Below are 15455 nucleotides of genomic sequence, written 5' to 3'. Positions count from 1 at the left end.
TAGAACTGGTTGAAGTCGATGGCAGAACCAGCAAAGTTCGCACTCCGTGAGCGTGCATGGAGAATTGGTATGTCAGTCATCAAACTCACCCCGCGATCGTCGGTACCCGTACATTTCTCCGCCGGGGCCGCCCGGCAGGGGCCACTGACCATAGGTCAGATCAACATTCTGAAGTGGATTGATGATTTCGGTTCGAGGGAGGGCCAGCCGTATCCTGTCGTGACGTGTGCGGTGAGCCTGAGTGGTACGGCGAGTGTGGAGGATGTCACCGACAGCCTTGCCCTCCTGGTCGCTCGCCACGAAGTGCTGCGGACGTCCTTCGTCACCGGACCGCCGCCAGGTCAGCGTGTTTCCTCCGCAGGCACGCTGATGGTCGACATCTGTTCGCTGGAAGACGACCGGGCCGATCGGGTTGACGTCGAGGCTGCGCTGGCCAGGTACCTGGCCAGCTCAACTCCACCACGAACCGCGCAGGAGCGGCTGGCCGGCCACCAGTTGCGAGTTGCCCTCGCCGCGAGCGCTGACGTGGTGTGCGCGGTCCTCGTCGAGTTCTCCCACATGGCGGTGGACAGGGCTGGCGCGAACATCCTCGAGCATGAGCTGGCTGAACTCATCAGCGATCCCTCGGCCCGAGTCGTGGGACCGCCTCGCCATCAGCCGCTGGATCAGGCGGAACTCGAACGCTCCGAGCGTGAATGTGCAAAGCGTCGCAGGACGCTGGAATACTGGAGCAGCAAGCTTGCCGTGATGCCCTCGCCGCTCTACCTGACACCTTCTGTGGGGCCTGCGCTCATCGAGGCGAATGGCGACGAGACAGTGGGCGTCTTCATGTCGTCACCGGCCGCCGCACTGGCCGCGCAGTGCGTGGGCGCACGCACGCGAACCAGCCGGTCCAGCTGCCTGCTTGCTGCGGTGTGCGCCGTGCTCTCCGTGCGTACCGGCTATCGCGAAATAGTCTTTCCGGTGATGCCCTCGAACCGCTTTGAGCGCCACCTCTACGACTACGTCGGCACGCTCGCCCAAACAGGCGTCGCCGCCATCGATGTCGGCTCAGCGAGCTTCGACGAACTGGTGAGAAACGCATGGAGTGGCATGCTGAAAGGGTGCATGCACGGCGTTTACGACGCATATGAGCTCGAAGAAGTCGGCAACCGGATAGCGCATGACCGTGGTGTGTTCTTCTGTTTCGATGCCATCTACAACTGCAGTGTCATCGAAAGCGGTGTGCCTGTGGAGGAACATCCACCATCGCCCGAGTACCTGAACGCCATGCTGAGTCGGACCCGACTGCGCCGTCACCCTATGCCGTTCCGTCTGGCGACACCCGTCCGATTCGATGTTTCCAGGCTGGAAGGCGAGGTGGAACTGGGTGGCTGGAGTTCCGACCTCGGCCGGGTGCCGGCGGAACACCTGACATCGTTGCTGCAGGCCGTTGAGCGTCTCCTGGTGGCGGCAGCCGGCGTCGACCTTGATCACGAGGGTATCGTCGAGGTCCTTCAGATGGAGCCGGTCCGTCGGGACTCGAGCTGGGCCAGGACCGATGTCCAGTGGGTCGACCTGGCTGAGGTCCAGGGGCTCCTCGACGACGCGTTCGCGCCAGCCAGTGCGCGGATCTTCTCGCAGGTGGCGGGCGAGCCGCTGGTGGCGTATGTCGAGGCTTCCGATTCCGTCCGGACGCCGGAGCAGGCTCACGCACGGTGCATGGCCGCGCTACCGGCACACCCGTCAGCGATGACGCCGCGCCGTTACGTCGTCTGCGACGCAGTTCCGGTCGGTGTCGACAACCCCGTCGGTTGGCCGGCGACAAGCGCGGGGTCGGGAAGGAGCGGGCTGCCAGACGCTCAAGGCCAGTCCAATGAGGCGCCGCTACACAGTCGATAGCCGTCGTGATGGTCCGACGCGATGCCGGAGCCGTACTGCTGGGTGATACCAAGGGCCTCGGCCCGGGCTGCGTCCGCAGCCCGGGGATTTCCCAAACTCGCCTCCACGTGGGCCTTGAACTCAAGGAACCTGGCACGGAGCACCGGAATCGGGCCTGTTTCACTGAAGGTCATCAGCGCCTCGCCGATCAGGGTGGCGGCGCGGTCCCAGTCTCCGACGACAACGCAGAACTCGACGAATGACAGCAGCACCCGGCCACTGGTCAGACCGCCGGCCATGCCCCGCGACAGTGCGAGCGCGGCAGACAGGGTGACCTGCGCGGACTCGTACTGTCCCCGGCGAGTCATGAGTGAGCCGAGAGCGGCCAACGCGTGCGCCTCACCCACCGTGTCACCGCACTCCCGCGCCCGTGCCAGCACCCTGATGAACGACTCCTCAGCGTTTCGCCAGTTCCCCGTGCGGAGGTGGAAGGCACCGAGCCGGTGCTCGACCCGGGCGGCTGTGCGCGCCTGCGTGGCGCTCCTGGCAACCGCCTGGTCAAGGAGCAGCCTGGCATCGTCCCAGAGTTCCCTGTCCATGTAGATCTGCGCCATGTTGCCCAGCGCATCGACCTCGCCTACCTGGTCACCGACGGACCGGTGGTCGGCCAGAGCCCGCCGGTAGCCCCGCAGTGCCCGGTCGAACCGACCGGCCATTCGGTCAGCGAACGCGAGCGCACCGAGAGCCCGGGCCCGGCCCGCCGCATCGCCGATTTCCTCGCAGAGGCGCAGGGCGGACTCGAGGGTGGACGTGGCGTCCTGCACGCCGCTGTTGAGCGTCATCGTCCCCAGCGAGTACAGCAACGCGGCCTCACCGCGCTTGTTACCCGTCCGCCTGACGGCGTCCAGCGCTGTCTCGTGCGTTCGCAGCCAGTCCTCTAACCGGTGATCGGATTCGAACAGTGCGACCAGGGCGACAGCCAGCCCCCAGCACACCTCGTCCAGTCCGAGATGAGCTGCTTGGGACACGGCGAGAACCAGCCCCGCGCTCTCCAGCCGGAGCCAACCAAGCGGGTCCGCCACGAGTTGATCGCGTACGTTGGCCGGCAGCATCCACAACTGCGCGGCACAGCGCGGCCCCTCACCGCCGTAGACGCGGCGGTGGGCGTCCACGGCGAGGGAAAGCCAGCAGGACGACAGTCGGGACAGCGCGGCACGACGCTCGCTCGGCACCTCGTCCGCTGCCAGCCGCTCCAGGGAGAAGATGCGCACCAGAGCGTGCAGTCGGAACCGGTATCGGCCCGTGTCGTCCGCCCTCACCTCAACGAGACGGGCCGCGACGAGTTCGTCAAGCAGGTCGGCCGCCGAGTCACTGTCGGCATCGAGCAACGGAGCGCAGACCCAGGATGCGAAGTCCGCCGGGCCGAGGAGCGCGAGCCTGGTGAACAGCTGCCGCGCACCCTGGCTGAGGCCACCGTGCGAGGAAGCGATCGTGGCCCTGACGCTCATGTCACCGAGGGTCAGCTCGTCAAGTCGCCGAGTTTCGTCCTTCATGCGGGAGACCATCTGCGCGATGCTCCGGTGCGGCCACTTCACCAGCTTGGCGGCGACGATCCGCACGGCGAGCGGCAGGCACCCGCACAGCCTGACCAGTTCGAGTGCCATGTCGGACTCGGCGGCCACGCGTTCAGGGGGGACTATCTTGCCGAGCAGCTCGACGCAGGCTGCCTCGTCCAGGTTCTCCACCTGGACGTGTACGGCACCGGGCAGGCTGGTGAGCGGGTAGCGGCTCGTGACGAGCACACAGCAGTTGGAGTTTCCTGGCATCAGCGTCGTGACGCTGGCCGCACTGTCGGCGTCATCGAGCAGGATCAGGACCTTGCGATCGCCGAGCCAGCTGCGGTAGGCGGCCATCCGGTGTCCGGGCTCCTCCGGAAGTGCCGCCAGGGGGAAGCCGAGCGAGCCGAGCAGCTTGGCCAGCACGTCCAGCGGGTCGCTGCGATGACCGTCGCTGCCGGGGAGCTGGACGAAGATCGCGCCTCCGTCATACAGATGATGGACGGCGTGTGCCACGTGTATGGCCAGGGTCGTCTTACCGACGCCCCCATTACCGTTGAGGCACACGACAGGCATGTATCGCCGGCCTTCCCCGGACGCCGATCCGGAGAGCTTCGCGATGACGGTGTCGACCAGTTCCTCTCGACCGGTGAAGTCGGCGACAGTCGGCGGAAGCTGTCGGGGGACAACGGCGTCAACCCTGCCGGTGGGTTCCGGCCCGAGACCGGTCCGGGGCGCGACTGGCCGCGAGTCGACCCGTTCCTGGAAGGACTTGTGCAGCCTGTCGAGCTGGTCCGACGGCTCCAGGCCGATTTCTTCCCTGAGGATGGCCCGGATTTCCTGGAACGACTCAAGGGCGTCTGCTTGCCGGCCTGACCGGTACAGGGCGAGCATGTGCAACGCTCTCAGCGACTCCCGCAATGGGTGAACTCGGACGAGCTCACTCAACTCGGCCACGAGTTCGTGATGCCGATCGAGTTTGAGCTCGAGCTCGATACACTCTTCGGTAGTCCTGATTTGTTCCTCTTCAAGCCGGATCGCCATCGTTCTGACCAACCCGCTCTCGACGTCCGAGGCTACCGCCGGGCCGCGCCAGAGCGCGAGCGCGGCACGAAGCTCGGCTGCCGCGTCCATGATCTTCCCGGCAGCAGCCAGTTCACGGCCGGAGTCGACCAGCCGGCGGAACACAGCGGAGTCGAGCGACTCGGCGGGAAGGTGGATCGTATAGCCAACCAGGCTGGTGGCGATCACCTGGCCGTAACCGAATTTTCGCAGCTGACGCCGCAAAGCGGAGATGCAGGTATGGATCTGCCCCTTGGCGGTGACGGGTGGATCCTCTCCCCATATCCCCTCAGTGATCCGGTCGAGCGATACGAGGTTTCCTTCCTGCATGAGGAGCATCGCCAGCACGGTTCGCTGGCGGCCGTTGGGAAACGGTAAAGCCATTCGACCAAGTGAGACGTCGAGCGAACCAAGGATCCTGAAGTGCATAACCCGAAGCCATTTCGACGTGATGGGCACGAGGTGGACGTTCCGCGTCGTGGCGGACGATCCCGTGGTCGCTCGACAGGTGCGAGGTCCCGTCGTGGCGGTCCGTCAGCGGGCGGTGGGGCCCGGGGGAGTGAGCCGTCGACACCGCGGGGGACGCCTCGCCGCCGTCGATCAGTTCGTTGTGCGGGCCGAGCCGGAGCCGTGCGTCGACGTGCATCCCGGCCGTGGTAAGCCGCCGTTCGACCAGCTGAGTGTCGATGTGCTGGACGAGCTGGCGGCGACCTCCCGCCAGCGGGGCGGTGCGGGGCCACAACCGTAACGCGTCACGTAGGGCGTTCACCGCGTCATCCAGGCGGTATCGGGCAAGTCCGCGCCGGGCGCTGACGCCATCAGGTCCGACCCCCGTACGACGCAGCGGATCGAGTGACCCGGTGGGCGCGTCACGATGGCGTCGGAGTTGCCACCGGCGGCCGAGCGTCCGCCTGATGGCCGAGACGCAGATCTGGATCTGCTCTCTGGTTGCCGACGGTGGCGCGGTAGGCGAGACGGCGTCCACCAGGCGTTCGACGGACATCACCCGGTCAGGTTCGAGCAACAACCTGAAGAGATTAATCCTCTGCTGCGACGCGGACGGCGATTGGCGGGTCCCGCCCATGACCTCCAGTCGGTCAAGAATGCGAAACCGCGCAGCGGCTGCTCGGTGCCGCAACGAATTCCGGCCCAGACGTGGATAAGACCATTCGGTGGCCCTAGTCCACGATGGGTGGTTCATGTGGATACCCGGGACGCGGTACGAAGGACGAATGAGACTGTCCGGTAAGGTCTGGTCAAATTTCTCGACCAGGGAGGAGTTTCGCCGGCGAAGGCAGGCGACCTGAGCGGCCGACACCCGATGTGGTAGGTCGGCGGCATGATCGCGATCCTCTCGTCAGCATGGATGTCGATGAATCACTATGATCGTTCGCTACACTGACATTCGTGGATCCCGGACAGCTGCGGACACTCGAACTGTGCGGCGCAGGTGAATGCGCGCTGTCCGTGGGAAAGAGCGGACGGCGGCGTACACACCGGAGGCCCACAGTTGGCCGCTGAATCCGCCCCGCAGCTCCTGCGGCGATTGTGTGATGATCTACGGAGCCTGCGGAGGCAGGCCGGTGGACCGAGTCTGCGGGCCTTGGAGCTGCAGCTCGGGCGCGGTAAGACTCAGCTCGCGGCCGTGCTGAATGGCCAGATCCGGCGACTTCCCGACTGGGAACTGATCAGGGGCCTGGTCACCAACTGCCACCGGTACGCCGACGAGCACGGCCGGCTGGACCGGCTGTCGGTGGCAACCGGCATCGAAGAGCACTGGCGCCCCCGATACACCCTGCTGGAGTACGCCTTCAGCGAGAAGTCCGCCGCGCCAGCGGATCCCGGCGGCGGCGGTGCCGACTACCCGGGCGGCATGCCGGTTCCCCGACAGCTTCCGTTGGCGGTGCGCCACTTCACGGGTCGCGCCCACGAGCTGGCGACGCTGGACGCCCTGGCCGAGATGAGCGCCCGCGCCGGCACGGTGGTGATCGTCGCCATCGGTGGCACGGCGGGGGTGGGCAAGACCACGTTGGCCGTGTGCTGGGCGCACCGGGTAGCCGGCCGGTTCCGTGACGGGCAGTTGTACGTGGACCTGCGTGGCTTCGACCCCGGCGGCCGGGCGGTGGACCCGGCCGAGGCGGTCCGTCGTCTCCTCGACGCCCTTGAGGTGCCGCCAAGCCGGATCCCCGCCGATCTGGACGCCCAGGCGGCGCTCTACCGCAGTCTGCTCGCCGATAAGCGCATGCTGATCGTGTTGGACAACGCCCGCGACGCCGTCCAGGTGCGTCCGTTGTTGCCCGCCGCACCCGGCTGCCTGGTCGTGATCACCAGTCGCAACCGGCTCTCCAGCCTGGTGGCCGTCGAGGGTGCTCACCCGCTCATGCTGGACCTGTTCACCACCGTGGAGGCCCAGGATGCGCTGACCGACCGGCTCGGCCTCGACCGGGTCACCGCCGAACCCACAGCGGTCGACGAGATCGTCGACCGCTGCGCTCGGCTACCACTGGCACTGGCCGTGGTCGCCGCCCGCGCAGCGATGTACCTGGAGCTGCCGCTGGCCGCCGTGGTCCGGGAACTGGCAGACGTACCGGGCCGGTTGGACGTCTTCGGGGACGGCGACCCGCAAACCGACGTCCGGGCAGTGTTCTCCTGGTCCTATCAGGCACTGACCCCACCGGCGGCCCGCCTGTTCCGGCTGCTGAGCCTCCACCCGGGTCCGGATGTCACCGTCGCGGCCGCGGGCAGCCTCGCCGCCGTTCCCCTCCCCGAGGCACGGTCGTCACTGCTCGAACTGATCTCGGCGAGCCTCACCGCCGAGCGTCATCCCGGCCGGCACACCTGGCACGACCTGATGCGTGACTACGCCGCGCACCTGGCCCGGTCCACCGAATCCGAATCGGACCGGCGGGCGGCCATCGGCCGGATCTTCGACCACTACCTGCACACGGCGTACAACGCCAATCAGCTGCTGGACCCCGCGACGGACCACACCGAGCCGGCCCCGCCGGCCGAGGGGACCGTACCGGAACAGTTCACCGACTACCAGCGCGCACTCGACTGGTTCACCAGTGAACGCGCTGTCCTGCTCAACATCATCGACCACGCCACCACCGGCCGGGAGGCACAGGTCGGACAACTCGCCCAGGCTGTAACGGTCTTCCTGGACCGTCGGGGGCACTGGCACGACGGGCTGGTGATCTGGCGAACCGCGATCGCGGCCGCAGCCCGGGTGGCCGATCGGGTCATGGAGGCGCGCGCCCACCGCCAGCTCGGCCGCGCGTACACGCGGCTGTACCGGTTCGACGACGCCGACACCCAGCTCCATCGCGGCCTGGATCTCGCCGTCCTGGCCGGTGACCGCACTGAACAGGCCCACATCCACAACACCCTGTCCATCACGTGTGAGCGACGGGGTGACCTGAAGCAGGCTCTCCGACACGACCACCGAGCCCTTGACCTGTACCGCGAAACCGGCCACCGGCTCGGGCAGGCCAGATGCCACAACGCGATCGGCTGGCACCTCACCCTGCTCCGCGACCACGCACAGGCCCTGGTCTACTGCGAACGAGCCCTCGTCCTCCTGCGAGAGCTCAACGACCGGGCCGGTCAGGGAATGACCCTGGACAGCCTCGGCCACATCCACCACCACCTCGGCCAGCACGCCCAAGCCGTCGTCTGCTACGAGCAGGCGGTGGACGTGCACCGGGAGTTGGGCGACCAGTTCAGCGAGGCGGAGGCACTCGACCACCTCGGCGACACCCAGCACGACATGGGCGACAGCGTCAACGCCTCACGGTCGTGGCACAAGGCCCTCGAACTACTTACCGGCCTCGATCATCCCAGCGCCGGTAGCGTCCGGACCAAAGTCACCGCCCATGGCACCGGACCCACGTCGCGACATTCGACGACACGCCCTCCGACCGTGTCCGTTGAGGTGTGAACCCACCCACGGCGAGGTAGCGACCGGTGCTCCCGACGAGCGCCGCGAGTGCGTCAGTTGTGTACTGCTGACCACAGAGCGTTGGGGATGTGGGCTGATCGGGTGTGTCGCACGTGCTGTGGCTGGCCCCGAGAGTGGTACGGAGTTCGGCTGGTAGGGGTCGGCGGCAGTGATGGTGCGGCAGCGGCGGGCGGTCCAGCGCGATGCGGCCAGGCGGCGAACACGATGGTCAGGTGTGCGTCGGCTCGCGAAGTGAGTTCAGGTGGCCGTGCGTGCTCAGGGGCCGGTGGATCCTGGGTCGGGAAGTCGACCGGATCGGCTTCTCGACTGTGGCTACGCGAGCGATCCTCATGATTCAATGCATCGCTCCTGCCACGAGAGGACACAATGAGAGGCAGCACCTTGGTCCGCCGGATGCTGGCGACGGTCGCGACCGTCGCGTTGGCCGTCACGATGGGCACGACCCCGACGGCCGCAGCGGCCGAGCCGGAACGGGAGGCGACGCGACCGGTCGCCGGCGGTCAGCTCCTCACCAGGTCCGCCGCTACCATCACCCCACCCCCGGTGCGGAACATCGTCGGCACGGTCGCCGTGGGTGACCGGTATCCGTACGTCTTCAGCATCGGCACCGACGGGAACCTCTGGATCAACTGGCAGGACCAGACCGAGGGGTGGAACTGGTCCAACATGGGCACACCGCCGGGGGTCGGGATCCGGATGCCGGTCGGGGTGACCATCGTCGACAACTTCGGCCGGCCGTACGCCTTTGTCCTCGGCACCGACGGCAACCTCTGGAGCCTGTGGCGGTCGTCCTCCACCTGGCAGTGGCGCAACCAGGGTGCGCCGCCTGGTGCGAACTTCGTGAGTTGGCCGAGCTTCGCCGCCGTCGCCGTAGGCGGCAGCAGCCCGTACGTCTTCGTGCGCAGCGACGGCGACGAGGCGACCTGGGTGAACTGGTGGAACGGTTCGGTGTGGTCCTGGGCCAACCTCGGCTCACCCCCCGACGGCGTCTCCGCCTACGGGCCGCTCGGCGTGCTGCTGGAGGGGGGCACCCCGCAGGTCTACGTCGTCGGCAACGACGGACACCTCTGGAGTGCCCGGGTCGACGGTCGGGCCGCGATCTGGAACGACCTGGGGAACCCCGGCGTCAACCTCGACTCCGGCAGTAACGCGTTCGGTGCGCGGAATGCGATCCAGGTGGTGCCGGATGCCCGCCCGTACCTCTTCGTCCTCGGCTCCGACCGTAACGCCTGGCTGCGCTGGCGGTCCGGGGCCGGATGGCAGTGGCACAATTTGGGCTCACCTCCCGGGGAGACGCTGGTGACCGCCCCGCTCGGTGTCCTCTCGGTCGATGGCAGCTCCCCGTTCTCCTTTTACCGTACTGATGAGGGCGGGTTGTGGATCAACTACTGGGACGGGTCGAACTGGTACTGGAGTGACCAGAACCCTCCGTTCCGGCCGGCGGGGGGTGGCTCCGCCGTGGTCGCGCCGCAGGATTCAAGCCGGCCGGCGCTCTTCGTGCTCGACACCAGCGGCAATCTGTGGAGTCGGTGGTGGAACGGGAGTTGGTGGAACTGGACTAACCGGAGCGCCACATAGCGGGTCCAGCCTCGACCGGGCGGCCGGGCAGCGGGCGCTCACGGTGGCGAGGATGGACGGTCTGCTGCGATCTCGTCCGCGACTCGTCAGCCGTCCAGGACGGTCCAAGGTGACATGTCGGGGCCGCTGGCGCGGGTAGCCTGCGAAGGTGAGCACACCATCCGGCGACTACACGGCGACGCTTCCCCGTAAGCGGATGGGCGCGGCAGTTCTGATCACCGACGCTGCCGGGCGGGCGTTGCTGGTCGAGCCCGTCTACAAGGACTACTGGGAGATCGTCGGCGGGTGCGTCGACGCGGACGAGTCTCCTCGGCAGGCGGCGGCCCGTGAGGTGAAGGAGGAACTGGGCAGGGCGGTGGTGCCTGGTCGGCTGCTGGTGACCGACTGGGTGCCCCCTCGGCCGGACCGCACCGAGGGCATGATGTTCGTCTACGACGGCGGCACCCTCGATGAGGTGGGCACGGCCGACATCCTCCTGCCCCCGGACGAGCTGCGCAGTTGGGCCTGGTGCACCGAGGAGCAGATCCGGGAGCGCATGCCTGAGCTGCTGGCACGCCGGGTCGTCGCGGCGCTGCGTGCCAAGGCCGAGGGCACCATGCTCGACCTGGAGAACGGCTTCCGCACGCACTGACCTCCAGCCCCGTCAGTTTCCCGCTGATCCCACCCGCTGTGCCTCGGCGATCGCCGCCTCGGTGGCCTGTCGTGCACCGTTGGTGCGGGCGACGACCTGCATCAGGACCTGCTTGATGCCGTCGAGGGCCTGTAGCAGCGGTCCGGGTTGGCCGCCCTGGAGGATCGTGGTGACGAGCTGCTGTGCCTCCCCGATCTGGGTGATGACGCCGCCCGCCGCGTCGCGGGCGGCGCCGATGGCGCTCTGCACGGGCGTCAGTGCGGCGACCGTCTCCTGCGGGGTGGCCTGTTGGGGTACGGCGGCGGCGGCTTTCGTCGCCTCACCGATCGATCCTCCCAGCCGTCCCAGGGTGCCCTGGACGTCGGTGATCGCGGTGCGTATCCGGGCGACGCCTGCGGCGACGGCGAGGAAGCCGGCGCTCGTGGCACGTAATGCCACCTCCTGCGCCTGCCGGTCGGCAGCGGCCGTCAACCCCTGCGCCCGCTCGACTCCGGCCATCAGGGCGCGGAGCTCACCAGTGATCTTCTCAACCTGTGACACGAAGGCAGCATCCCCAATCGATGACGGCGGACGGGTGCGTTTGACGCTACCGAAGGCCCTGCCAGCTCACCAGAGTCAGCAGCGGTAGCGGTACCGCGTAGGTTTTCGGCTCGGTCTCACCTCCGGTGGCGACCCACCCGGGTCGCCCGGGCTGGATCACGAACCGGTGTCCACATCGACGTCGCCCCCGAACGACCCGGATCGCGCACGGCACGCACCTCCTGCGCGCCCGGCACCACCGACGGCACCGCCCCGGCAGGGATCACGACGAACTGTGCGTTCCAGCGCATGGTCAGCTGCGCGACAATTGGCCCGGCGATGCGTGCCCGGTGGCAGATGGGCGCACGGCTCATGACGAGTAGTTGGTGACCCGCAGTCCTTTCCCCGGGGTGTTCCCGCCGTCGTTGAGTGAGGCCAGCAGGCGCAGCCCGTCTTCGGCGGGGCTTTCCGGCGGCGCCGACAGGACTATCAGTTCGATGCCCGATTCATCCGGCAGGGCGAAGTTCTCCTGGTGCAGTTCGAGCAGCCCGACCAGCGGATGCCGGTAGGCCTTGCGTCCGTGCGTGCGGGCGCGTACGTCGGCACGGGCCCAGAGACGACGGAAGCGCTCGCTGCCCATCGACAGTTCGCCGATGAGCGAGGCCAGGCGGGGATCATCGGGGTATCTGCCGGCGGCCAGGCGAAGGTGCCCGACCACGTCGAGGGTGCATTTCTCCCATTCTGCATAGAGGCCACGTTCGGTCTCTTCGAGGAAGATGTGCCGGGCGGTGTTCAGGCCCGTCGCGTTTCGACCGTAGAGAAGTCCGGCGAGGCGATTGCCGGCGACCACGTCCATCCGGTGGTCCACGATCAGGGCGGGGGCGTCGATGATCAGGTCGAGTACCCGCAGCAGGTCCGCTCGGGGGCGACTGCTGGGTGACCTGGTGCGACGGCGGCGTTGCCGGGCCAGCCGGTGCAGGTGACCGCGTTCGGTCTCGTCGAGTCCGAGGACGCGGGCGAGCGCGTCGAGGACCTGTTCCGAGGGTTGGGTGGCGCGGCCCTGCTCCAGGCGTACGTAGTAGTCGACGCTGACCCCGGACAGATGAGCGACCTCTTCGCGACGCAAACCCTCGACGCGACGCCGGCTGTCGGTCGGGATGCCGGCGACGGACGGGTCGACCCGGGAGCGCCGGATACGCAGGAAGCCCGCGAGATCGTCCATGGCCTCCAGTATCGCTCGGGTGACCCGTGTGCGGGTGGTCCTGCCGGTACCAGGAAGTCCGGTCCGACGGAACTCGGGCCCCTGAACGGGGCGGTCCCGGCCGTCGAGTATCGGTGGCGACCCACGTCGTCGAAGGGATCAGCCATGAAAACGCTCATCGTGTACGCCCATCCGGAGCCGCGTTCGCTGAACGGCTCGCTGAAGGATGTCGCGGTGTCCACTCTTGAGGCCGCCGGTCACGAGGTGCGGGTGAGTGACCTGTACGCGATGAACTGGAAGGCCGTCGTGGACGCAGCCGACTTCGGCGGGTACGCCACGAGCCCGCTACGGGTGGTACCGAGTTCGGGTGGGGCGTACGACGCCGGCGCACTCACCCCCGACGTGACAGCCGAGCAGGAGAAGCTGCTCTGGGCCGACACGGTGATCTTCCAGTTCCCGTTGTGGTGGTACACGATGCCGGCCATCCTCAAGGGCTGGGTGGACCGGGTGTTCTCTTTCCACTTCGCCTACGGCGTGGGCGTGCACGACGAGACCCGCTACGGCGAGCGTTACGGCGAGGGAATCCTGCTCGGGCGGCGGGCGATCCTCTCGGTGACCGTGGGCGGCCCACAGTCGCACTACACCGATCGCGGGATCAACGGCCCCATCGGGGATCTGCTGTTCCCGATCCACCACGGGATCCTCTACTACCCGGGCATGGAGGTGCTACCGCCATTCGTGTTGTATGACGCCGTCAGGATGTCCGACGGAGAATTCGAGGACGTGACGAAAAGGTGGAAGCAACGATTGCTGACGCTGGAGACGACAGCGCCCATCGCGTTCCGGCGGCAGAACTCCGGTGACTACGAGATTCCGTCACTACGATTGAAGGAGGGCCTGGAGGCTCCTGGGCGCGGGGGTTTCAACCTGCACGTGCGGGATTGACGGCGGGCCTGCGCCGGGGTGACCCCGACCGGACGCCGTGCCCTCACCCAGAACGGCACTCTCATCACGTTCGCCTTCCGGCACAACCAGGGCAGCGGCGGCAACGGCACACTCACTGCGCAAGGGAACTGGGTCATCACCTGGGTGTGGCCCAAAGTCACCGTCGGAGGCCGGGCGCGGCAGTTTCGTGCCCGGCCTCCGCCCAGCCAATAGTCTGATAATCGTGAGTGATCAGAGCCTGCAGGACACTGGCGTGGTGGAAATTTGGCACCTCGAAGAGGGCTGGGGAACCATCGCCCTCGATCACGCTGAGCTGACCGTCTGGGTGCACTTCAGCCACATCGTTGCAGGTCCCACCGAGTATCGAAGCCTGACTCCGGGTCGGCGAGTGCGATGCCACTACGAAGTCCCAGGCCAGGACGGCTACCCCGCCCGAGCTGTCGAAGTCACCACCCTCTGACCGGGCAGCGGCACCGGAACAACACTGTCGATCGAGGCAGCGGGCGTGTCTGGGAGTGTGTCGACAGTTACGCAGTCTCGTCGGCGGACACCGCTGCGGCAGAAGGTGAAGGTACTGGCGGGGCAGGCGCGGTGGCGTACCGGATGCAGCGGTGGACCGGGTGCACGCGGGCGGCGTGACCACACCGGCGCAGCGCGCCGGCAGCCCGTCCGGCGTCGAAGTGGCGGATGGGCAGCGGCAGTGTGTGCGCCGACCAGCGGCACGGCCTGGGCCGGGGCGATATCGGCCAGGGCGACGGCAGGTCACGGTCGGTCCCGAGGGCGCGATGGGCGGCGGTCGCCGCAGACGACATGCCGAACCGGCCGTTGCTGTCGCGCGGCTCAGATCATGCCGCTGCGCAGCGCGTACGCCACCGCGTGGGATCGGCTGCGCAGCCTCAGCCGATGGGTGACGCCGTAGATGACGTTCTTGACGGTCCGCTCGGAGTAGCAGAGCCTGCCGGCGATCTCGCCGGTGTCGAGCCCGTCCGCCATCAGCCGCAGCACGTCGACCTCGCGGGGCGTGAGGCCGGAGGAGCTCAGGCCGTTCGGGGCCAGCACCTCACGCTGGAGTCGCTCGATGTGCTTGAGCAGCTCACCGACCAGGTTCGCCGGCATGACGCCGCCGCCGTTGGCCGCGGTCAGCACACTGGCGGCCAACCGTTCGGCGGTGACCGTCGCCCGCGGCAGGATGGCCACCACCCGGCTCTCCACCGCCATCAGCAGCTCACCCTCGGTGATCGTGCGGAGTACGAGGACCACGGGCAGACCCGCTTGCGCCGCCGAGCGTCGCAGCGTCGCCACCACGTCCACGGTCAGCTGCTCGCAACCGAACACCACCACCTGCGCATCCGCACGATCCTCGACCGGCAACACCTCGATCGCCGGGCAGGATCGCAGGAAGCTGTCGAGACCCGCGTAGCTGAACGGATCTGACGCCTGCAGAACAAGTCGTACCTTCTCCACCGGAACCTCCGCCTCTGATGGCTGCGGCGAAAGTCTGCGCGACGACCCTTCAGAGAATCTCCACGCCACCTTCACGGCTGCTCCCCGGCACGTGAAGGTTCACGGTCGCGGCCCCCAGCGGCTGGTGAGCCGGTCCGCCTCGGGCGGCACCACCCGGGCCCGGCGCAGCGCCTCGATGTACTTGGGGATCTCCGCGGCGGCCAACTCCAGCCGGCCCGGCGCGAGCTGGTCGGCGAAGATGGCCTCGACGACGTCCAGGGCGAGTTCGTCGGGGATCTCGTCCACCCGCTGGGGCGGCGCGTGTCGCCAGATCCGCAGGATGCGCAGCCGGGCCCGCACGGTGGAGAGCGTGCTTTCCAGCTCGGCTATCGCCTGGTCGGCCCGCGCCGCGTCCAGCACGAACCGCCCCTCGCGGGCCAGGGTGAGCAGAAGCTCACCGGCGAACGAGTTCGCCGGTGGGCGAGGATCGACCGACACCTGTCGAGTCCAGCAGGGCGACGGCCGGGGCGGAAGACGTCGACCCGGGGTCTGCCCGTACTTCGGGCCGACCTGCCCGGTCTGTCGCCCGTCGGGAACGACTACGCACCCCGGACGAGCCAGACGCCGGCACCGGGTGCGCGCCACTGACGTTGTACGTCCACCCGGTCTCCCGCCGCTCCAGTGATCTTCCTGAGTGGC

At 67.9% G+C, this 15455-nt stretch carries 11 protein-coding genes and 1 pseudogene; 6 read left to right on the top strand and 6 right to left on the bottom strand.

The genetic code is table 11. The annotated features are described in order from the left end of the window. Positions 1 to 69 precede the first annotated feature (69 nt). A complete protein-coding gene (locus tag JQN83_RS14410) occupies positions 70 to 1881 on the top strand; it encodes a condensation domain-containing protein (RefSeq protein WP_208567642.1) in 1812 nt (603 codons plus the stop codon). Here the strand turns inward: JQN83_RS14410 and JQN83_RS14405 are convergent. Both JQN83_RS14405 and JQN83_RS34330 read right to left on the bottom strand, forming a co-directional pair. Next, positions 1842 to 4937, bottom strand: coding sequence for an AfsR/SARP family transcriptional regulator (locus JQN83_RS14405; RefSeq protein WP_307799283.1), 3096 nt, complete (start codon positions 4935 to 4937; stop codon positions 1842 to 1844). The two genes, JQN83_RS14410 and JQN83_RS14405, sit on opposite strands and share 40 nt — an antisense overlap. Before the next feature lie 145 nt (positions 4938 to 5082). Then, positions 5083 to 5481, bottom strand: a pseudogene (locus tag JQN83_RS34330) (BTAD domain-containing putative transcriptional regulator); the annotation flags it as partial. Between the two features lie 642 nt (positions 5482 to 6123). Between JQN83_RS34330 and JQN83_RS14395 the strand changes: the two are divergent. From JQN83_RS14395 to JQN83_RS14385, 3 genes are all read left to right on the top strand, one after another. Further along, positions 6124 to 8418 (top strand): ATP-binding protein, encoded by a 2295-nt coding sequence (locus JQN83_RS14395; protein WP_208567639.1) that lies wholly within the window; start codon positions 6124 to 6126, stop codon positions 8416 to 8418. Positions 8419 to 8805: 387 nt separating this feature from the next. Next, the gene (locus tag JQN83_RS14390) at positions 8806 to 10017 is read left to right on the top strand and encodes a PLL family lectin (protein WP_208567638.1); all 1212 of its coding nucleotides are present in this window, start codon (positions 8806 to 8808) and stop codon (positions 10015 to 10017) included. A gap of 148 nt (positions 10018 to 10165) precedes the next feature. Continuing rightward, complete coding sequence (locus JQN83_RS14385) at positions 10166 to 10648, top strand: NUDIX domain-containing protein (RefSeq protein ID WP_307799280.1); 483 nt, start codon at positions 10166 to 10168, stop codon at positions 10646 to 10648. Between the two features lie 12 nt (positions 10649 to 10660). On the opposite strand, the gene JQN83_RS14380 is transcribed toward JQN83_RS14385, so the two are convergent. Further along, a complete protein-coding gene (locus JQN83_RS14380; RefSeq protein WP_208567637.1) occupies positions 10661 to 11188 on the bottom strand; it encodes a DUF6244 family protein in 528 nt (175 codons plus the stop codon). A 349-nt stretch (positions 11189 to 11537) separates the two neighbouring features. Further along, on the bottom strand, positions 11538 to 12389 hold the full coding sequence (locus JQN83_RS14375; protein WP_208567636.1) for a helix-turn-helix transcriptional regulator: 852 nt from the start codon (positions 12387 to 12389) through the stop codon (positions 11538 to 11540). Between the two features lie 144 nt (positions 12390 to 12533). Between JQN83_RS14375 and JQN83_RS14370 the strand changes: the two genes are divergently transcribed. Further along, positions 12534 to 13313, top strand: coding sequence for an NAD(P)H-dependent oxidoreductase (locus tag JQN83_RS14370; RefSeq protein WP_208567635.1), 780 nt, complete (start codon positions 12534 to 12536; stop codon positions 13311 to 13313). A 223-nt stretch (positions 13314 to 13536) separates the two neighbouring features. Then, positions 13537 to 13773, top strand: coding sequence for a cold shock domain-containing protein (locus JQN83_RS14365; RefSeq protein WP_208567634.1), 237 nt, complete (start codon positions 13537 to 13539; stop codon positions 13771 to 13773). A 380-nt stretch (positions 13774 to 14153) separates the two neighbouring features. Here the strand turns inward: JQN83_RS14365 and JQN83_RS14360 are convergent, their stop codons facing one another. Together JQN83_RS14360 and JQN83_RS14355 are read right to left on the bottom strand one after the other, a co-directional pair. Beyond that, complete coding sequence (locus JQN83_RS14360) at positions 14154 to 14777, bottom strand: helix-turn-helix transcriptional regulator (protein WP_208567633.1); 624 nt, start codon at positions 14775 to 14777, stop codon at positions 14154 to 14156. A 99-nt stretch (positions 14778 to 14876) separates the two neighbouring features. Continuing rightward, complete coding sequence (locus JQN83_RS14355) at positions 14877 to 15254, bottom strand: hypothetical protein (protein WP_208567632.1); 378 nt, start codon at positions 15252 to 15254, stop codon at positions 14877 to 14879. Positions 15255 to 15455: the final 201 nt, after the last annotated feature.

This window comes from Micromonospora antibiotica (assembly GCF_017599305.1).
In the GTDB taxonomy this organism is placed as follows: Bacteria; Actinomycetota; Actinomycetes; order Mycobacteriales; family Micromonosporaceae; genus Micromonospora; species Micromonospora antibiotica.
Note: the sequence above shows the minus strand (reverse complement) of the source record. Positions and strands in the feature narration are given on the sequence as shown.